16 protein-coding genes are annotated in these 19,526 nt (G+C 59.1%); 11 read left to right on the top strand and 5 right to left on the bottom strand.

Features of this window, described 5'->3' with window-relative positions; all coding sequences use genetic code 11:
• A partial coding sequence (locus tag C2E25_RS17865; RefSeq protein ID WP_233189399.1) for a hypothetical protein occupies window positions 1-204 on the bottom strand: 204 nt, incomplete at its 3' end.
• A 534-nt stretch (window positions 205-738) separates the two neighbouring features.
• Between C2E25_RS17865 and C2E25_RS10280 the strand changes: the two genes are divergently transcribed.
• The 9 genes from C2E25_RS10280 to C2E25_RS10240 all read left to right on the top strand — a co-directional run bounded on the left by C2E25_RS10280 (window position 739) and on the right by C2E25_RS10240 (window position 12,636).
• On the top strand, window positions 739-1,677 hold the full coding sequence (locus C2E25_RS10280; RefSeq protein WP_103115655.1) for an ABC transporter ATP-binding protein: 939 nt from the start codon (window positions 739-741) through the stop codon (window positions 1,675-1,677).
• The gene (locus C2E25_RS10275) at window positions 1,667-4,561 is read left to right on the top strand and encodes a Gldg family protein (RefSeq protein ID WP_103115654.1); all 2,895 of its coding nucleotides are present in this window, start codon (window positions 1,667-1,669) and stop codon (window positions 4,559-4,561) included. Before C2E25_RS10280 ends, C2E25_RS10275 begins: the two co-directional genes overlap by 11 nt.
• Window positions 4,562-4,564: 3 nt before the next feature.
• Window positions 4,565-5,521, top strand: coding sequence for a DUF4340 domain-containing protein (locus C2E25_RS10270; RefSeq protein WP_103115653.1), 957 nt, complete (start codon window positions 4,565-4,567; stop codon window positions 5,519-5,521).
• A 149-nt stretch (window positions 5,522-5,670) separates the two neighbouring features.
• Window positions 5,671-6,648, top strand: a complete 978-nt coding sequence (locus C2E25_RS10265; protein WP_103115652.1) for an AAA family ATPase — start codon at window positions 5,671-5,673, stop codon at window positions 6,646-6,648.
• On the top strand, window positions 6,648-7,583 hold the full coding sequence (locus tag C2E25_RS10260; RefSeq protein ID WP_103115651.1) for a DUF58 domain-containing protein: 936 nt from the start codon (window positions 6,648-6,650) through the stop codon (window positions 7,581-7,583). The genes C2E25_RS10265 and C2E25_RS10260 overlap by 1 nt, the downstream gene beginning before the upstream one ends.
• 1 nt (window position 7,584) lies before the next feature.
• Window positions 7,585-8,103 carry a DUF4381 domain-containing protein gene (locus tag C2E25_RS10255; protein ID WP_158247214.1) on the top strand — a complete coding sequence of 173 codons (519 nt, stop codon included), beginning with the start codon at window positions 7,585-7,587 and terminating at the stop codon, window positions 8,101-8,103.
• Entirely contained in the window at window positions 8,100-9,101 is a 1,002-nt protein-coding gene (locus C2E25_RS10250) for a VWA domain-containing protein (RefSeq protein WP_103115649.1), read from the top strand. Before C2E25_RS10255 ends, C2E25_RS10250 begins: the two co-directional genes overlap by 4 nt.
• Window positions 9,098-10,909 carry a VWA domain-containing protein gene (locus C2E25_RS10245; protein WP_103115648.1) on the top strand — a complete coding sequence of 604 codons (1,812 nt, stop codon included), beginning with the start codon at window positions 9,098-9,100 and terminating at the stop codon, window positions 10,907-10,909. Before C2E25_RS10250 ends, C2E25_RS10245 begins: the two co-directional genes overlap by 4 nt.
• Window positions 10,903-12,636: a BatD family protein gene (locus C2E25_RS10240; protein ID WP_103115647.1), complete on the top strand. Its 1,734-nt coding sequence runs from the start codon at window positions 10,903-10,905 to the stop codon at window positions 12,634-12,636. The genes C2E25_RS10245 and C2E25_RS10240 overlap by 7 nt, the downstream gene beginning before the upstream one ends.
• Here C2E25_RS10240 and C2E25_RS17970 read toward each other — a convergent pair.
• From C2E25_RS17970 to C2E25_RS10220, 4 genes are all read right to left on the bottom strand, one after another.
• A complete protein-coding gene (locus tag C2E25_RS17970; protein WP_103115646.1) occupies window positions 12,606-13,181 on the bottom strand; it encodes a DNA-3-methyladenine glycosylase I in 576 nt (191 codons plus the stop codon). The two genes, C2E25_RS10240 and C2E25_RS17970, sit on opposite strands and share 31 nt — an antisense overlap.
• 4 nt (window positions 13,182-13,185) lie before the next feature.
• A complete protein-coding gene (locus tag C2E25_RS10230; RefSeq protein ID WP_103115645.1) occupies window positions 13,186-13,392 on the bottom strand; it encodes an amino acid transport protein in 207 nt (68 codons plus the stop codon).
• Between the two features lie 11 nt (window positions 13,393-13,403).
• The gene (locus C2E25_RS10225) at window positions 13,404-14,024 is read right to left on the bottom strand and encodes a LysE family translocator (RefSeq protein ID WP_103115644.1); all 621 of its coding nucleotides are present in this window, start codon (window positions 14,022-14,024) and stop codon (window positions 13,404-13,406) included.
• 213 nt (window positions 14,025-14,237) lie between these two features.
• Window positions 14,238-16,463, bottom strand: a complete 2,226-nt coding sequence (locus C2E25_RS10220; protein WP_103115643.1) for a vitamin B12-dependent ribonucleotide reductase — start codon at window positions 16,461-16,463, stop codon at window positions 14,238-14,240.
• Between the two features lie 420 nt (window positions 16,464-16,883).
• Here C2E25_RS10220 and C2E25_RS10215 point away from each other — a divergent pair, with 420 nt between their 5' ends.
• Entirely contained in the window at window positions 16,884-17,933 is a 1,050-nt protein-coding gene (locus C2E25_RS10215) for a GGDEF domain-containing protein (RefSeq protein WP_103115660.1), read from the top strand.
• A gap of 75 nt (window positions 17,934-18,008) precedes the next feature.
• Entirely contained in the window at window positions 18,009-19,427 is a 1,419-nt protein-coding gene (locus C2E25_RS10210; protein WP_103115642.1) for a sigma-54-dependent transcriptional regulator, read from the top strand.
• Window positions 19,428-19,526 lie beyond the last annotated feature (99 nt).

Raw genomic sequence — 19,526 nt, 5'->3', positions numbered from 1 at the left:
ATGGCGCATAGACGCCGATTTGGGTAGCGGGGGAGACCATTTCATCAGATTCAGGTTGATAAAAAATCCAGCGCCTTGAGGCATGAGAGCAAGCTTGTCCAGCGTAATTTCAAACGCCATCTCTTCTTGACTCATGTTTCGAAGAGGTGTATTTGTTGCTTTCAAGGTGTCATCAGAATATGTGAACAGGCGGAAAATGTTCAAGAAATCTGATCTGGTTCGAGTCCCGTTTCAAATCTTTACGCTGGCCGTCCTTTGCCTGCTGCTGGTCGGCCTGTACCCGGTTCCCTGCTTCCACCTGTCATCCTCTGTCACCTCCGAAGTGACCCATTCCGGGGTCGATTCGGTCCCCTTTCACAGCCTCTCATCGTCCGCTGATTTTGATGACAATTTTGAGGCCCTGCTTCACTCTCCGACTGAAGTCGCTCCCGCCACCGAGTCTGGACTGCTGGTGTGGCAATCCGTTGTGCGTCTCGGAACATTTGCGGCCGGAGTTCCTTTTGACCATCTAACCCGTCCGCCACCTGCAATCTCCCCTGCCTGACCCGGCTCCTTTTTTATCTCGTTCAAAGTTTTCCCCGCTCGGCCGTCTCGACCCGTTTCTCACCAGATCCGCTGTCGTGTTGATTGCGGTCGAGCTGACAATGTAGGTCCTGCCGTTTCCCGGTGCGGCTTCACGCCGGTGACGGCATTGTGCCACGTCATGAATCGGATCATCGATTCAGGAAAGGAAAGAAGATGATTGCGGTTGAACAGATCAGTCGTAACTATGGGGATTTCCTCGCTGTCGACAAGGTTTCGTTTGAGATCAGTCGCGGGGAGGTGGTCGGTTTGCTGGGCCATAACGGCGCCGGCAAATCGACGATCATGAAAATGTTGACCGGCTATCTTGAGCCGAGTTCCGGATCGATATTCATTGCCGGAAAGCCGTTGGCCGAGACGATGCAGCAGGCCCGCAAACGGATCGGTTATCTGCCGGAAAATTGTCCGGTCTATCCGGAAATGTCGGTTGTCGATTTTCTCGATTTTACCGCGACCCTGCGCGGTGTTCCGAAAGACCGGCGGCCGGCCGCCATCCGCTCGGCTGTCGAACGGGCCGATCTGGGTGAAAAGGCAACATCTTCCATCGCCAGTCTCTCCCGCGGGTTCCGTCAGCGGGTCGGTGTTGCCCAGGCGTTGCTGCACGATCCCGACATTCTGATCCTGGATGAACCGACCAACGGGCTTGATCCCGGGCAGATTGAACACATGCGCGAACTGCTTCGCAATCTCGGTCGGGAATCAACGGTTATTGTGTCGACCCATATCCTGCAGGAAGTCGAGGCGGTTTGTGACCGGGTGCTTATTTTACGTCACGGCCAACTGGCCCTTGATGCCCGGCTTGACGCATTGCATGGGAGAGGGCTGTTGTTGAGCTGTGACGCCGCCCCGGCCGAGGTGCGCGAACGCCTGCAGCGGTTGCCCGAGTTGACGGGCCTGGAGCTGCAACGGCAGGATGAGGGGCGTTACACCTACCGGCTTGAACCACGGGACGACGCGTCAGCCCTGGCTCCCGCTGCGGCCGCCGAGGTTGTCGCCGCGGGCTGGAAACTTTACGCCCTGCAGCCCGAGGAGAAATCGCTGGAAAAGGTTTTTCACCAGATCACCGCCGGGGAGGTGCTCCAAAATGCAGCATGACAGTCTTCGTGTGGCGCGCAAAGAATTGTCCGCTTTCTTCGCGTCGCCGGTCGCCTATATCTTTCTTGGTTCCTTTCTGCTGGTCTGTTTGTTTATTTTTTTCTGGGGCGAAGCCTTTTTTGCCCGCAACATCGCCGATGTCAGGCCCCTGTTCGACTGGATGCCGATCCTGCTGATTTTCCTGGTCGCGGCGTTAACCATGCGCATGTGGAGTGAAGAACGGCGCATGGGGACGCTTGAACACCTGCTGACCCTGCCGGTGCAGCCGCTGCAGCTTCTGTTCGGTAAATTTCTCGCCGCCATGACCCTGCTGGCCCTGGCGTTGCTGCTGACCCTGCCGTTGCCGGTAACCGTCAGTCTTATTGGTCCGCTCGACTGGGGTCCGGTCTGGGGCGGCTACCTGGCGGCGCTGTTTCTGGGGGCGGCCTATATCTCCATCGGTCTGTACCTGAGCGCGCGCAGCGAAAATCAGATTGTCAGCCTGATCTCGACCGTACTTGTCTGTGGCGTCTTCTACCTGCTCGGCAGCGATCTGCTGACCAGTTTTTTCGATAACCGCACCGCCGAGATATTTAAACTGTTCGGCAGTGGTTCTCGTTTCGCGTCCATCACCCGTGGGGTGATCGATCTGCGTGATCTCTATTACTATGCCAGCCTGGTCGGCGTGTTCTTTGTTCTGACACTGTACAGCCTCGAAAAGTTACGCTGGTCGAAAGGGGGGGAGGCCGGTCGTCACCGGGGTTACGCCCTCCTGGTGCTGCTGATGGTCGCCAACCTGGTCTGCGGCAATCTCTGGATGCAACAGATCGGCAGCGCGCGCCTTGATCTGACCGAAGGGCGGATCTATTCCATTTCTCCGGCGACCCGCAGCTACCTGCGGCAGTTGCAGCAGCCGCTTTTGATCCGGGGCTATTTCAGTGCCAAAACACATCCCCTGCTGGCGCCCCTGGTGCCCCGGCTGCGTGATCTTATCCGTGAATATCAGGTCGCCGGCGGCTCGCGGGTCCATGTTGAATTTATTGATCCGCAGGAGCATCCCGATCTGGAGGCGGAAGCCAACCAGAAATACGGAATCAAGCCGGTCCCCTTTCAGGTTGCCGACCGTTATCAGTCGTCGCTGATCAACTCCTATTTTCATCTCCTCATCCAGTATGGAGACCAGTACCAGGTCCTCGGTTTCCGCGACCTGATCGAGATCAAGCAACACGGTGAAACCGGCCTCGATGTCGAACTGCGCAACCCCGAATATGAAATAACCCGCAGTATCAGGAAGGTGATGTACGGGTTTCAGGGTGGCGGCGACCTGTTCGCTTCTCTGACCCGACCGCTGACCCTGACCGGCTACATCTCCGCCGATCAGCAGCTGCCGGAGTTCCTGAAGAATTTCCGCCGGGAGTTGCAAACCCTGGCGGACGAGCTGGGTCAACAGGCCGGTGACAAATTCCATTTCGAGATCAAGGATCCTGATGTCGATGGTGGTGCGCTGGCGAGGGAAATTGAACAGAAATACGGTTACCGACCGATGCAGGCGGGGCTGTTTGACTCTCGTCGTTTTTATTTCTATCTCAACTTGAGTGACGGTGACCAGCAGCTGCAGGTCCCGTTGCCGCATGATTTTACCCGTGAGTCCCTGAAGCAGAACCTGTTGGCAACGCTCAAGCGGTTCTCACCCGGTTATCTGAAAACGGTTGCCCTGGCGGTTCCCCGTCCCGCAGCCAATCCGTATATGAGTCATTACGGTCTGGATAACAGCAAGCAGTTTGAAACCCTGCGCAAGCAGTTGGAGGCGAACCACAATGTTCGTACCATCGATCTCGAGCAGGGTCGCATTCCGGAAATTGCCGATATTCTCGTGGTTGTTGCTCCTGAACAGCTGACTGACAAGGGAGTATTCGCCATTGACCAGTTCCTGATGAAGGGCGGGACGGTGATGCTGGCAACGTCCCCCTACCTGGTCAGCCTGAATCGCGACAGCCTGACGGCCCGGACCCGGACCGGTCCCCTGCTTGCCTGGTTGAAGCACAACGGGCTGACCCTGCAACAGAAAATGGTTCTTGACCCCCGTAATCAACCTTTCCCGATACCGGTGACGCGCAATGTCGGTGGTTTCAGCCTGCGTGAATTGCGCATGGTTCCCTATCCCTATTTTGTCGACGTGCGGGCAGAGGGGCTGAATCCCGGTCTGCCGGTTACGTCAGGACTCAACCAGGTGATGATCAACTGGGCGTCTCCCATCGAGACCGATGCGCAGAAGACGGCCGGGATGAAGGTCGACTGGCTGCTGAAAAGCTCCGCCGAGTCCTGGACCTCGACCAGTACCAACCTGATCCCCCGTCTCGAACACTATGGGCGGGCCGGGTTCACCCCGGGAAAAGACCGGGGGGAAAAGTTGCTGGCCGTGGCCCTGACCGGGCGGTTTGATTCCTATTTCAAGGGCAAACCATCACCGCTGCTGGAGAAACAGGACAAGGCTGCCGGCAAAACCGGGAACAACCGGGATAAACAGGCGAAACAGGAGCTCGACAGTGTCATCGAACGCTCTCCTGAATCGGCGCGGCTGGTCCTGTTCGGATCGAGTGACTTTCTCAGTGACCAGACCCTGCAGTTGGCCGCCAGTGCCGCCGGTCAGGAACAATTGGGCGCTCTGCAGCTTCTTGACAACACCCTTGACTGGTCACTGGAAGATCCCGGCCTGTTGAGTATCCGCAGCCGCGGTCATTACGCGCGAACCCTGCTGCCGCTCACGCGCGAGACGCAGATCGGGTGGGAATATCTCAACTACGCCCTGGTGCTGGTCGGTCTGCTGCTGGTGTTTGTGGCCTACCGGTTGCGCAGCCGCCGGGTGCGGCAGCGTTACCAGTTGTTGCTGGAAGGGAGGAATTAGGTCATGCGACGTCGAATGATCTTTTTAAGTCTGTTGCTGCTGGCGCAGCTCGGTCTGGCTTTCGGACTGAAAATGGAGCGGCAGGATCTCGGTGCCTTCAACGGCTCCGGGCCATTGCTCGCCATCTCGGAAGACACCCCCGACATGCTGGTCTTTTCCGGACCGGACAAGGCGGAAATAAAACTTCAGAAGGTTGACGGTCAATGGCAGTTGCCGGAGCATTTCGGAACCCCTGCCGATCAGCAGAAAATCGCTGATCTTCTGCATCGTCTGACCACCATCAAGCGCCCCTGGCCGACCGCGGCCGGAGACGATGTGGCGACCCGTTTCAAGGTATCGGATACCGGTTATGAACGACAGCTGCAGTTCTTCCAGGGAAAGAAAAAGCTGGCGACGCTGTTGCTGGGAAGTTCACCCGGTTTCCGCAAGGTGCATGCCCGGATCGAGGGAGAAAAGAAGATTTACGATATTCCTTTCAGCACCTACAAGGTCAGTCTGAAGGCGGATGACTGGATTGACAAGCGACAGTTGCAGGTCGAGCGCGGGGAAATCAGCAGTATCAACCTCCCGGACTGCCGCATTGTCAGGAAGGACAAGACCTTCCAGGTCGAGGGGTTGGACAACGGGGAACAGACCGACCGGCAGAAAGTCGACGCCCTGGTCGCCAAGGTGACCGGACTGCGGATCCTTGATGTGGTCGACAAGCCGCAGCAGTCTCTTTCGGGGCCGGTTGCCCTGAACCTGTCGATTGATTTTGTCGATGGCCGCAGGCGCAGCTACCAGTTGCGCAAGGGGGACCACCAGGATGTCCTGCTGCAGGTTTCCGACCGGCCCTACCTGTACAAGGTGCGCTCCGGTCTGTTGACGGAACTGCAGGGCTATCAACGGGCGCAACTGGTGAAGATGAATCCCCCGTCGCCGCCATCAACGCCCGATGGGGGAAACTCCGGGGCGAGTTGACAGTGCCGGTTCCGCTGCCAGGCGGCGGAACCGGCCTTTTTCAGTCTGGCGCGGAACGTTCCGGCTGAGACCTGAATCAGGTGAGAAGTTTACAACCCGGACCGGGGACGTTCATCCCCGGTTCAGGTCCAACCGTAAGGAATTTTTCGATGGACGTACTGCAACAGCGCTTCGGACAGCTGACAAGGATTCTTTCCCGGCAGATCATCGGTCAGCCGAAATTGGTTGAACGTTTGTTGATTGCCCTTTTGGCCGATGGGCACCTGTTGGTGGAAGGTGCCCCCGGTCTGGCCAAGACCCGTGCCATTCGGCAACTGAGCGGTTTGCTTGAGGGCAGTTTTCAACGTATTCAGTTCACTCCCGACCTGCTTCCTGCCGACCTGACCGGTAGTGATGTCTACCGCGCGCAGGAGGGCGCTTTTGTTTTTCAGCCCGGACCGCTGTTTCACAATCTGATCCTGGCGGATGAAATCAACCGCGCCCCGGCCAAGGTGCAATCGGCGCTGCTGGAAGCCATGGCGGAACGGCAGATCAGTGTCGGTCGGCAGACCTATGCCCTGGCAGACCCTTTCCTGGTGATGGCAACCCAGAACCCGATTGAGCAGGAAGGGACCTATCCTCTGCCTGAAGCGCAGCTCGATCGTTTTCTGTTGCACGTGAGAATTGACTTCCCGGACCTTGAGAACGAACGCCGGATTCTTCGACTCGCCCGGCGTGAAGCGGCCGGATTGTCGGCGGTTGGAGACGACGAGCCCGGGTTCTCGCCGCTATCGTCGTCGGAATTGCGTCGGGCGCGGCAACAGGTCCTGGATTTATACCTGGCGGAGAACCTGGAAGAGTACCTGCTGCAGTTGGTCCTGGCGACCCGGCATCCGCAGGCCTATGGCGATGATCTGCGTAAGGCGATCCAGTACGGCGCCAGCCCCAGGGCCGGCATTGCTCTCGATCGTTGTGCCAGATCACGGGCCTGGCTGGCCGGACGGGACCATGTGCTGCCTGAAGATATTCAGAACCTGGCCTTCGACGTGTTGCGGCATCGCCTGATTCTCAGTTATGAGGCAGAAGCCGGCGGCATGAATGCCGATCGACTGATTTCTGAGCTGATTGCCCGGGTGCCGGTGCCCTGATGACGACAAGGGTTTCGCCGGGGGCCTCTTCTCCGGTTGCGGTCTCTCTGGCCGAATTGATTGCCATCGGGGATCGGTTGCTGCCATCGCGCCTGGAGGCCGGACGTCGGCTGGGCGCGAAACAGGGGGGCTACCTCAGCCGTTTCCGCGGCCGGGGCATGGAGTTCGCCGAGGTCCGAGCCTATCTTCCGGGGGATGATGCGCGAAACATCGACTGGCGGGTGACGGCCCGGCGTGGCAAGGTTCACACCAAGCTGTTTCACGAAGAGCGTGAACGGCCGGTTCTGGTTGCGCTCGATTATCGGCGACCGATGTTTTTTGCCACCCGGGGACGATTCAAGGCGGTGCGGGCCACGCAACTGGCCGCCTTGTTCGCCTGGCAGGCCCTGGCACGTGGCGATCGCATCGGTGGTTTCCTGTTTTCTGAAGAACGCAACCTCGAACTGCGCCCGCAACTCGGCAAAAAGGCCGTTCTGCAATTGTTGCGGCAGATGGTCGCCGATCCGGCCTGGGAGCGTCCACGGCATCAACCTTTTGAGCCGAAGCAGCGGTTGGCGGTCACCCTGCAGCGTTTGCGACGGGTGGCGCGGCCGGGCAGTCTGATTCGGCTGTTGAGCGATTTCAGCCAGTGGGATGAACGGGTCGAACTGCAATTGGCCCAATTGAACCGTCACTGTGAGCTGGAGCTGGTGCATTGCTTCGACCCGCTGGAAGCCGATCTGCCGCCGGCCGGCAGCTATCGTCTGAGTGACGGGCTGCGTGACCTGAGTATTGTCACCACCGACCGCGACGCGCGATGGGCCTATCAGCAGCATTTTGCGCAGCGACGACAGCTGCTGGAAGATTTCTGCCGTCGGCAGCATGCCCGGTTCATGGTGTTGCCGTCCGACCTCGATCCCATCGAAAATCTGTCCAGCGTCAGGGCAGGGGGCTGAGATGGCACAGCTGTCAACGATTCCTTCGACGGTGACGGGCAGGGCCATGCCCCCTTTGCCGTTACGTGATCTCCACCTTCCGCCTGAGATCGGTGTCTGGCCCCTGGCTCCCGGCTGGTGGTTGCTGGTCGGGTTGCTGGTTCTCCTGATTGTCGCGGCGCTGCTGCTGGCGCGTTTTCGGCAACGCCGCCGATTTCGCAGACTGGCCCTTCTTCAGCTCGAAACCCTTAAAAACCTGCATGGCAGCGAACTGGCTGCCGCCCTTTCATACCTGCTTCGGCAGGCGGCGCTCTGTCACTTTTCACCTCAACAGGTTGCCGGCCTGAGCGGCGAGGACTGGCTCAAGTTCCTGGATACACCGTTCGCGGATCGTCCTTTCAGCAGAGGGTACGGCCGGTGCCTTCAGGATGCTCCTTACCGACCGCTTGTCGATATCGACGAAGCCCGGTTGCTTGAACTCTGCCGGGACTGGCTGAAGAAACTGCCGCCGCAGTCCGGACCGTCGAGGAGGAGGCGATGATCCATTTTGCCTGGCCCTGGGCCCTGGCCCTGCTTCCGCTTCCCTGGCTGGTCTATCGCTATGCCCCTCCGGCCCTGGCCGCCGAGGAGGCCGCCCTCTGGGTTCCCTCTCTTTCTCTGTTCGGTGCCGTGGCGCAGCAGGGTGTCCGTCGCCCGGGCCGCCTGCAGATTCTTCTGGCCGTGCTGTGCTGGCTGCTGCTGGTTCTTGCCGCAACCCGGCCCCAATGGCTGGGGGACCCGATCGAACTGCCGGTCAGCGGACGGGACCTGATGCTGGCGGTCGATCTTTCCGGCAGCATGCAGACCCGGGATTTCACGTTGGGCGGCGAGACAGTCGACCGGTTGACTGCGCTTAAGGCTGTGGCCGGTGAGTTCATTCGTCGTCGGGTCGGAGATCGCGTGGGGCTGATTTTGTTCGGTGATCAGCCCTACGTCCAGACCCCCCTCACCTTTGACCGCCAGACGGTGCTGACGTTGCTGAATGAAGCCGCCCTGGGATTGGCGGGTGACCGCACGTCCATCGGGGATGCCATCGGCCTGGCGGTCAAACGCCTGACAGATGGAGGAGGGGAGAACCAGGTCTTGATTCTGCTGACTGACGGTGCCAATACCGCGGGCCAACTGGCGCCGCTCAAGGCTGCCGAGCTTGCGGCGCGAGAACATCTGAAGATCTACACCATCGGCATCGGCGCTGACAGGATGGAGGTGCGCCGTTTCATTTTCCGGCAGACCGTCAACCCTTCGGCTGATCTTGATGAAAAGACCTTGAACGCGATTGCTGAAAAGACCGGTGGAAGGTACTTCAGAGCGCGTGATACCCGGCAGTTGCAGGAGATCTACGCCGCCATTGATGAGCTGGAGCCGGTGGTGCGTGATCACGACGTTTTTCGACCGATTTCCGAACTGTATGTCTGGCCTTTGGGGGCCGCGTTCCTGGGCGGGTTGCTGGTGCTGCTGCTGCCGTTGCTGCCGTCCCTGCCGGGCCGGAGGTCGCCATGAACACTTTTCATTTTTTGCGGCCCGAATGGTTCTGGGCTCTGCCGCCTGCGCTGGTGTTGCTGCTGTGGCTGGCCCGCCGTCAACTCCGCAGCCGCAGCTGGCAGGCGGTCTGTGATCCTGAGTTGCTGCCGCATCTGCTGCTCGGACGTTCGGTGCGGCGCGCCAACTGGCCATTGTGGTTGCTGCTGGCGGGCGTATTGCTGACGATCACGGCTCTGGCCGGACCGGTCTGGCGCCGCCTCCCGCAACCCCTCTTCCGGCAGCAGTCGGCGCTGGTGATCCTGTTCGACCTGTCCCGTTCGATGGAGGCTGCCGATCTCAAGCCGAGTCGTTATCTGCGGGCACGTTACAAGATCGAAGACCTGCTTCGTCAGCGTAAGGAAGGGCAGACCGCACTGATTGTTTTTGCCGCCGACGCTTTCACCGTAACCCCGTTGACCTCAGACCGGCACACCATCGAAGCGTTGCTCAAGAGCCTGGAACCGGGACTGATGCCGGTTCAGGGGAGTGATCCCGCTCGGGCTATGAAACTTGGTGTTCAGCTGTTGCGACAGGCCGGATTGAAACAGGGAAGGTTGCTGCTGGTGACCGATGAAGATCGTCCCGAGGCCGCACTGGACGCGGCGCGTCGTCTGCATCGGCAGGGGTTCGAGCTTGCGGTTCTCGGTGTCGGCACTGCGGAAGGTGCCCCGATCCCGCAACCGGGGGGCGGATTTTTCAAAGATGCCGACGGCAACCTGGTGCTGCCCGGCCTGAATGGCAAGGCACTGCAGCGATTGGCCGCCGCGGGCGGCGGCCGGTATCACGGGATCAGCATCGACGATGCCGATCTGCGGGACCTGTTGTCCGGCTTGAACAGCCATCGTCTCGACAGCCCGGGCGTGAGCAGCCCCACGCGCGGAGATGTCTGGTCCGAGGAAGGCGTCTGGCTGCTCTGGCCGCTGATCCTGCTGGCCGCATGCGGCTTTCGGCGCGGCTGGCTGCTGGTGCTGCCGTTGCTTCTTCTTCAGCCGGTTCCCGCCGAGGCGTTCAGTTGGCAGGGATTGTGGCGAACCCCGGATCAGCAGGCAGCCCAACTGTACCGGGCCGGGGATTATTCAGCCGCCGCCGCACAGTTCGAGAACATCCGCTGGAAATCATCCGCCCTCTACCGGGCCGGAGATTTCGCCGCCGCGGCGAACCTCCTGCAAAAACTGCAAGGGGCGGATGATTTCTACAATCTTGGCAATGCGCTGGCGAAGCAGGGTGATTTGTCGGCAGCACTGAAGGCCTATCGGCAGGCTCTGAAACGAGATCCCCGGGATGCCGACGCCCGGTTCAACAAGGATCTTGTTGAAAAGGAACTCAAACGCAGACAGCAGCGGCAATCCCGACAGGCCGCCAACAAAACCGGGCGGCGGAACACGCAAGAGAAAACTCCGGGAGGGAAGAAACCGGCAAACGGCGGGAAGCAGGGGGCACAACAGCAGTCTCCTGTCGCAACGCGGGATCGGCCGGGAGGGGGACCGCGGGAAAGACAATCCCCTGACTCACCTTCCCGAGGAGAGAAGCCGGTCCCGAACCGGAAGACACCGGGGTCTGCCCGGACCGTTCGTCCGCAGGACGATAAAGCCGCGGGCAAAGCCTCCGGGGACACGTCGCAAGTTGCCCACGCAGGCCGGGATCAGGACCGGGAAACAGCTGAACAGCGTGAAACCCGCCTGCTGTTGCAGCAGCTTCCCGACGACCCGGGCGGCCTTCTGCGGCGTAAATTTCTTTATCAGTACCGCCAGCGCGGTCAGCAGAAACAGACGGATCGATCATGGTGAACAGAGGCTGTTTTCTTCTTCTCGTACTGTTGTTTCTTGCCCTTGGTGAAAGTATCGCGGGTGCGGTGGCGGTACAGGCGGTGGCTGACCGGGAACGGATCTCGGCCAACGAAAGCCTGCAACTGCAGCTGCGGGTTTCCGGCAGTCCTGATGGGGACCCTGATTTGAGCGCTCTGGAAAAGAACTGGGAGATCCTCAGTCGTGCGCAGAGCAGTCAGGTACAGATCATCAACGGCAGCTTCAGTCGTTCGGTGGTTTACAACCTGACCCTGATGCCACGCAAACAGGGAACCGTCATGATCCCGGCGGTTTGCTTTTCCGGGGACTGCTCTTTGCCGCTGCCGATTGAGGTCACCGGAACCGCTGATAAGGACGCGGCGGCCGATGACCCTCTGCTGCTGGAAACAGAAGTCAGCCGGCGGCAGGTTGTTGCGCAGGGTCAGGTGGTGCTCAGGGTCCGATTGCTGCGCCGGGTCGATCTTCTTGAAGGGCAGCTCGGGGAGCCGCAACCGACCGGGGTGGCGGCAGTGGTGAAGAAACTGGGTGATGATCGCAACTATGAAACGCGGCGCAACGGTCGGCTTTACCAGGTGATTGAGCGGGATTACGCCATCTTCCCCCAGGGGAGCGGGCAGATGACAATCCCCGCTCTGCAGTTCGACGGCAGCATCGCCGCCGGCCGTGCACGTTTCGATCCCTTTGGCCGGCAGGGACGGCGGGTCCGCCGCACTTCGAAGCCGCTGAAGATCGATGTCCTGCCGATTCCTGCCGATATCGGTGGACGGCAATGGCTTCCGGCAACCGTGCTGGAACTGCATGATGACTGGCAGTCACGGCCGCCTCGACTCAAAGTCGGAGAACCTGTGACCCGGACCCTGCGTCTGAAAGTGACCGGTCTTCCATCAGCTCGCCTGCCGAAACTGAACCCGGATATTCCCGCCAGTTTCAAAAGTTATCCTGATCAGCCGCAGCGTGAAGACACGTCGACCACTGACGGCATCACCGGCAACCTGGTCCAGAAGATCGCTCTGGTACCGACCCGCTCCGGCCGTTTTATCCTGCCGGCTTTCGACCTCGACTGGTGGGACACAAGGGCCGGCCGCTGGCGCAAGGCACACCTTGACGCTCTGGACCTGGAGGTCGCCCCGGCCGCGGATGGAGCGGCGGTGACGAATCCGGTGAAACCGGCCCCTCAGGTTTTCCGACCCTCCATCGTGTCGGCAGAACCTGCTCCGGCGCCGGTTCCGCAAGGGGCTTCAAGTGGAGAGCCCCGACCATCTTCACCCGGATTCTGGCCCTGGTTATGCCTGGCACTGGCGTTCGGCTGGCTGCTGACCCTGATCCTGGTGTTTCGACGGCGTCAACCCGGGCGGCTTGCCGTTGATTCCGATGAGGTCGGGGTTGAAGAAGAAAAAGCACGGCGAGCCGTTGTTCAGGCCGCTCGCGCTCATCGGCCGGACATGACCCGGAGGGCGCTGGAGGGCTGGAGCCGGATACTCTGGCCTGGTGCCGAAGTCGCTGCCTACGAACGATTGTACCGGGAAGCCGGCCCCGAACTGCGAAGTGACCTGGATGAACTTGACCGTACCCTTTATGGTCGAGCCGGTCGACCCTGGCGGGGAGACGGCCTTGCGGATCGCATTGTCTCCTTTGTGCCGTCGAAGGACAAAAACAACGTTGCCGCTTTGCCTGAACTCTATCCCTGCCGTCCCGGGAGAACAGGGTGAGTGGCCCCCGAGGTGCCGGCCCAGGGCGGCTGCCTTTGCAGTATCCGTGTGTAGACCGGGCAATCCGGTCGATGGGCTCCCGGCAGGTAGCCAGTACTCATCAGGAATTCCGCGGTGATCTCGGAGCCGGTGAAGCGGAAGGTCTGTTTGAAGAGTTTGACCCACGCCTCTTTCGGCCGAGGATGGTGATGATCGAGCCAGGCGCCAAAGGAGCCGTAAGCATCGCGTAATGAGAGGATGCGGCCGGCATTTTTAATCGCGGCCTCGATTTTCAGCCGGTTGCGGATAATCCCGGCATCCTGCAGCAGGCGCTGCCGTTCATTCTCGTCGTAGGCGGCAACCTTCTCCAGGTCAAAGTTGTCGTAGGCGCGGCGGAAGTTTTCCGCCTTCTTCAAGATTGTCAGCCAGGACAGGCCGGCCTGGTTGATCTCCAGCACCAGTCGTTCGAACAACAGGTTGTCGTCGCGCAACGGGAAGCCGTACATCCGGTCGTGGTAGGGGCCATGAAAGGGGTGCCCGGGGGCGCTGTCGCAGTAGTGGCTCACGATTTTATTCGCGGATCAGGAAGGGCAGGAGGGCCAGCAGCAGGGCGGCCGGGATATAGATCAGCATGCGCTGGACGAAGTAGGGGTAAGCCATCAGGCCCACCCCGCAGAGGGTCGGGATCAGCACCCGCTGCTTTTTGCCGTAGATGAAATAGGCGAAGCCGAGACTGCCGACGAACAGATCGAGAAAAATCTTGAGAGAAGAATCCATCAGGCAAGCTCCTAACCGAGCGCCAGCCAGAAACCGACACCTGCCATCAAGGTGCCGGCGACGCGGTTGACGCAACGGACATTGCCGCTTTTAAGCAGGTTGCGGCCGAGTGTGCGGCCCCCACTTGCGTAAAGCACCAGGCTCATAAATTCGATGGTGAGAATGATCCCCAGCAACAAAACGAGTTGGGGGACCAGCGGTCGCTGCTGGTCGATGAATGGTGGCAACAGGGCGATGAAAAAGGCCCAGCCCTTGGGATTGGCGACGGCGGTCACGAACCCCTGCAACGCGAGCTGCCGGGGCGAATCTTCGATTCCGGGTTCACCGTCCAGGTCCAGCGCGAGTTTGCCCCGTGAGAGCCAGAGCTGCAGCCCGAGCCAGCCGAGGTAGAGACCGCCGATGATTTTCAGCAGGATGAAAATAGCGGGGTAGTTCAGCATGATTGCCGCGGCGCCGATGACCGAAGCGCCGGCAACCAGGCCGACTCCGATCAGTTCACCATACATCATCCAGAAAGTGCGCCGCACGCCGATGGTCATTCCCAGGGTCAGGGAGAGGGTCATGCACATCCCCGGGGTCAGGGAAACAAGGAAAAATGTCGGAACGAAGATTGAGAGAGGCGGCAGGGTCATGGGAAAGAAAAGCTCTGTCGAGTGAGGGAATACGCCGGTCGCGGATTCAGCCCGAAGCTTATCATGGACAGGGCGGTCCCGGCCAGAGCCAATCTCGATGGTGCCGCAAAAAATTCACCCTCTTGTTGGCGGGGGAAGGAAAGGACAAAAGAGAGGGGAACGGCTGGTCCGTTCCCCTCTCCTGCAGAGCAGTACTGGAACTGTTCTTATGGCTCAGGCACACTCCGAGTAGCCGCAGGCATGGCAGACGCAGCAGCCGCCTTCGTGCTCGACGGGGCCACCGCAGTCGGGACAGGCGCCGCCGTTGCCGACGAACCTGGTCGGGGCGCCCCCCTCGGGCAGCATGTGCAGCTCGATCGCCTTGGCCACGGCATCGGCGCAGGAGGTGATGCGGTTGGCGCCGAACCCGGCCGGTTTGTGGCAGGAAATGCCGATCATCTGCTTGACCGCCTGGCGGGCCTGGACACCGGAGCGCCAGGCGAGGGAGACCAGTCGGCCGATTGCTTCACATTGGCTGGCCGCGCAGCCGCCGGCTTTGCCCATGGTGGTAAAGAGTTCGAAAGCGCCCTTGTGGTCTTCGTTGATGGTGACATAGAGAGGGCCGCAGCCGGTTTCCATCTGGTAGGTGGATCCCTTGAGAGCCCGAGGGCGTTCCCGTTTGCGGGATTTTTTTTCCACTTCCATCGGCACCTCGGGCGCGCTCTTTTCGTCGGACTTTTTCACGGAAAGAACCTGCATGTCGCGGGACCCGTCACGGTAGATGGTAACCCCCTTGCAGCCGGTCTGGTAGGCCAGTCGGTAGACTTTGGCCACGTCATCACGGGTGGCGTCGTTACAGAAGTTGACGGTCTTGGAAACGGCGTTGTCGCAATATTGCTGAAAGGCCGCCTGCATCCGCACATGGTCCTCGGGAGTGATGTCGTGAGAGGTGACGAAGACGCGGCGGATGTCTTCGGGAATCTCGGCGATATCCTGGACCGTGCCGTGTTCGGCGATTTTCTCCATCAGTTCTTTGGAGTAGAAGCCGCGTTCGCGGGCGATCTTTTCAAACAGCGGATGAACCTCGATCAGCTTGTCGTTGTCGAGAACCTGGCGGATATAACTGACAGCGAACAGGGGCTCAACACCGGATGAGGTATTGCTGATGATTGAAATGGTGCCGGTCGGGGCGATGGTGGTGCAGGTGGCATTGCGGATCTCCCGTCCTCCCTTGACGTCGAAGATCGAGCCGGCAAAATTCGGGAAGGCGCCACGCTCTTCGGCCAGTTCAATCGACATCTGGTGGGAGGTGTCGTTGATGAATTTCATCACCTTGCCGCCCAGTTCAACGGCACTCTCCGAATTGTAGGGGATGCCGAGCAGAATCAGCATATCCGCCCAACCCATGACACCGAGACCGATCTTGCGGTTGGCGCGGGTCATCTGGTCGATTTCAGGAATCGGGTAGTTGTTGACTTCAATGACATTGTCGAGAAAACGGGTCGCCAGGCGCACAGTTTCGCCGAGGCGGTTCCAGTCGACATCACCGTCGAGAATGAACCGGGCCAGGTTGATTGAACCGAGGTTACAGGATTCATAAGGCAGCAACGGTTGTTCGCCGCAGGGATTGGTGGCCTCGATTTCGCCGACCTGGGGGGTCGGGTTGTCGCGGTTGAGACGGTCGAGGAAGATGATCCCCGGTTCGCCGTTGTGCCAGGCCATGTCGACGATGTGGTCAAAGACTTTGCGTGCCGGCATCTTCTGCATCGGTTTCCCGGTGCGCGGGTTGATAATTTCGTAGTCGCCGTCGACTTCCACCGCTTCCATGAAGGCTTCGGTCATGCCGACCGAGATGTTGAAATTGGTCAGCACCGTCTGGTCCCGTTTGGCCATGATGAAATCCATGATGTCGGGATGGTCGACACGCAGGATGCCCATGTTGGCGCCACGTCGGGTACCGCCCTGTTTGATGGTTTCGGTCGCCGCGTCGAAAACCTTCATGAAGGAGATAGGACCGGAGCTGACCCCCTTGGTTGAACTGACGACGTCGTTGGCCGGGCGGATGCGCGAGAAGGCGAAGCCGGTACCGCCGCCGCTTTTATGGATCAGCGCGGTGTTCTTGATTGCTTCAAAGATCTCTTCCATTGAATCGCCGACCGGCAGCACGAAACAGGCGGACAACTGACCAAGTTCGCGGCCGGCGTTCATCAGCGTGGGGGAGTTGGGCATGAACTCCAGGCGGGTAATCATGCGGAAAAAATCTTTTTCCAGTTGTTTGGCGTCAACACCGGTTTTCAGACATGTCTCGGCCGAGGCGATGGTCCGTGCCACGCGCTGGAACATGTCGGTCGGGGTTTCGAGAACCTTGCCTTCTTCGTCGCGCTTGAGATAGCGACGTTCAAGGACCGTGACGGCATTCGGGGAAAGGGGGAGTTCAGGTTTACGAGACTTCTTAGGCATGTTGCAACCCTCCTGAATTAAATCGCAATGTTCGATTTAAGGTTGTCGTAATCGGTTTTGAAAACGTTCGAGGTGTCCTGGGGGAATAACACATACTGTGGTAAGGATGACTTTAAACCACAATATATAGTGGCTGTCAAGCCGGAAAATCGAATTCTTCGGCAAGGAAAAAAGATCGATTTTTTACCTACTTGGAAAATGACTAAAAAGGTATTGAATTTATTGTGAAATTGACTTTGGAAGAGATTGCCGGGTTGATTTTCAGGGCAATAATGGAGGGTGAAAACTGGTTCGGCGAACGGGGTTGCCGGGGAAAAAAGCCGTAGGGAAAACTTGGCTTTGCAGTTTCCTTAAAAGCATGTTAGAAAACAAAGTTGTTCAATGCATTTTCTGCACGAATGCGCCACTCTGGAAACCGCAATGACGCGAAAAAAGGATGACCCGCAGGATCTTGAAAAAGAACTGCGGGGCCTGAAAAATATTCTCAGTGTCGCCCAGGTGGTGGTTTCATCCCTGCGCCTGGAGGAAGTTCTCGACAATATTCTCGGCAGCGCCATGGCAGTTATGGAAATGCCGGCCGGGAGCATTGCGCTCTACGATCGGGCCGGCAACTATCTTTCCCTCAAGGTTCATCATGGCCTCAGTGAAAATTTTATCGCCCGTGATCGCTGGCGGGTGGGTGAGGGGGGGCTGACGGCCACCATTCTCAGCCAGGGAACGGCCTTTGCCGTCGAGGACACTGACGAAGCTGATTTTTTCAACAACCCCCTGGCGGTCACCGAGGGAATCCGGTCCCTGATTGCCGTTCCGTTGAAAATTCAGAACAAGGTGATCGGCATCCTCTACGTCGATGATTTCAAGCCGCGCCGTTTCGACCAGATGGATCTGCGGTTGTTGTCAATCCTCGGGTCTTTTGCGGCGATGAGCATCGACAATGCGCGATTGCACGAAAAAACCCGTCGTCTTGCCTCCACCGACGGGTTGACCGGCTTGTACAATCACCGCCAGTTCAAGCGGCTCTTTTCCGAGGAATTGATGAGGGCGCGGCGTTATCGGAAACCTCTCGGTCTGGTGATGCTTGACGTCGATAATTTCAAACACTTCAATGACAGCTATGGTCACCCGGTCGGTGACAAGGTGCTGGTGGCTGTCGCCGAGATTCTGACCGAGACCCTGCGTGACTGTGATTATATTTTTCGTTATGGCGGTGAGGAATTCATTGCCCTGCTTCCCGAGTCGGATGCCGCTGCCTCTCTGGCCGCCGCGGAACGATGCCGGGCCCTTATTGAACAGGAGTCGGCACGCTATCTTGACGGTCTCGCCACGACCGGCGTCACAGTCAGTATCGGAGTGGCGACCTATCCGCGGGACGGTGACACATTCGATGGCCTGCTCAAGATCGTTGATGATCTGCTCTATGCCGCTAAACGCGAGGGTAAGAACAAGATCCACTATCTGTCGGATAGCTGATGCGTTTTTTGTCGTGCGGCCCTCCCTGCCTGTTTTCAACCCCGGAAGAATCTACCCGTGCTAGAATGCAGAACCATGGCTGGTGAAAAAATACTTATTGTTGACGATGAAGAGGGGATGCGGCGGTTGTTGAGCCGCATTCTCGTCAGAGAAGGTTATGAAACCCATGCGGTCGGCAACGGCGACGATGCTCTGCAGGCGATTGCCCAGGACCCGTATGACCTGATCATCACCGACATCAAGATGCCGGGGATGGGAGGTTTGGAGCTTCTTTCCGAGCTGCGCGCCTACGACCCGCGTCTGCCGATTATCGTCATTACCGCCTACGGTACCGTCGAGAGTGCCGTTCAGGCGCTGCGGGCCGGTGCCTACGACTACATCACCAAGCCTTTTGAAACCGACGAGATCCGGTTGACCGTTGCCAAGGCCCTTGAGCGGGAACGATTGCTGGCCGAGAATCGCTACCTGCATGAAGAACTCGAAGGCCGCTACAAGTTTTCCGGCATTATCGGCAACGCCAGGGCGATGCAGGATGTTTTTGATATTACTGCCTCGGTTGCCGCTTCCAATGCCAATGTCCTGATTACCGGGGAGTCGGGAACCGGCAAGGAACTGATCGCCCGCTCAATTCATTTCAATTCCCCTCGCAAGGATAAGCCCTTCATCGTTCTGAATTGCGCCGCGTTGTCGGAGAGCGTTCTCGAAAGTGAGCTCTTCGGTCATGAAAGAGGGGCTTTCACCGGGGCGTTGCATACCAAGAAGGGCCGTTTTGAATTGGCCGACCAGGGAACCCTGTTCATTGATGAAGTCGGTGAAATGAGTCTTGCGGCCCAGGTCAAGCTGCTGCGGGTTATCCAGGAACATGAATTCGAACGGGTCGGCGGCAATCGCACCATCAAGGTTGATGTCCGCATCGTCGCCGCGACCAACAAGAATCTCGAAGAAGAGGTCAAGAAGTCGACTTTTCGGGAAGATCTTTTCTACCGTCTCAATGTCATCAATGTTCACCTGCCCCCCCTGCGGGAGCGGCGGGAGGATATCGAACCGCTGGCGGCCCACTTTCTTGACAAGTATACACGGGAAACCGGCAAGAAAATTGAGCAGATTTCTCCCAAGGCCATCGCCTGTCTGATCGCTCACGACTGGCCGGGCAATGTGCGCGAGCTCGAAAATGCTATCGAGCGGGCGGTCGTTCTGGCCAAGGGAGAGATCCTGACCCCGCGTGATTTTCCCCAGGGAATCCAGGATCAGGACCAGATCTGCCTGTCTCTGCCGGAGAATGGTGGCAGCCTGACCGACATTCTTGAAGACCTGGAGCGGCAGTTGATCGTTCAGACGCTCAACCGGGAAGGTCGTTCCCAGACGCGCACCGCCGAAGTCCTCGGCATCAAGCGCACCACCCTGCGCTACAAAATGGAGAAGTACCACCTGCTCGGTCATGGTGGGGAAGACGACGCCGCCGGGGGGGATGGTGATGAGGACGGGGAAGAATGACGAAAAAGTGTCTTCCCCGCACGTCACCGAGGGTTTCGCTCTGCCAGTGCTGATGCTCTGAAAATCCCGGCAAGGCTGGACAATTGGGGTTTGCGGGAA

Source organism: Geothermobacter hydrogeniphilus, from assembly GCF_002898515.1.
GTDB lineage: Bacteria > Desulfobacterota > Desulfuromonadia > Desulfuromonadales > Geothermobacteraceae > Geothermobacter_A.
Note: the sequence above shows the minus strand (reverse complement) of the source record. Positions and strands in the feature narration are given on the sequence as shown.